Here is a 225-nt window from a genome sequence, read left to right as displayed (position 1 = left end):
TGCGTCGATGTGCGGCCTGGTCACCTACGCGGTCCGGCGGATGCTGACCGCGATGGGTCTCGCTGGGTCCGACGGATTGTGGAGTCTCACAGCACTGTTGGTGGGTCTGGTGATATGGCTTGAGCCAGTTCGGCTTTCGCTGCAGCTGGGGCAGATCAATATCGTGATCCTCTCGATGGTAACGGCCGATTTGCTGGGTAACGCGCAACGCAAGTGGGCCGGCAT

At 60.9% G+C, this 225-nt stretch carries 1 protein-coding gene; it reads left to right on the top strand.

The features are described 5' to 3' along the window. Window positions 1–225: glycosyltransferase 87 family protein (locus F6Q13_RS19780; protein ID WP_293060084.1), on the top strand; the 225-nt coding region annotated here is incomplete at both ends.

Origin of the sequence: Mycobacterium sp., assembly GCF_008709575.1 — a bacterium.
In the GTDB taxonomy this organism is placed as follows: Bacteria; Actinomycetota; Actinomycetes; order Mycobacteriales; family Mycobacteriaceae; genus Mycobacterium.
This window is presented reverse-complemented; position numbering and strand designations above follow the sequence as displayed.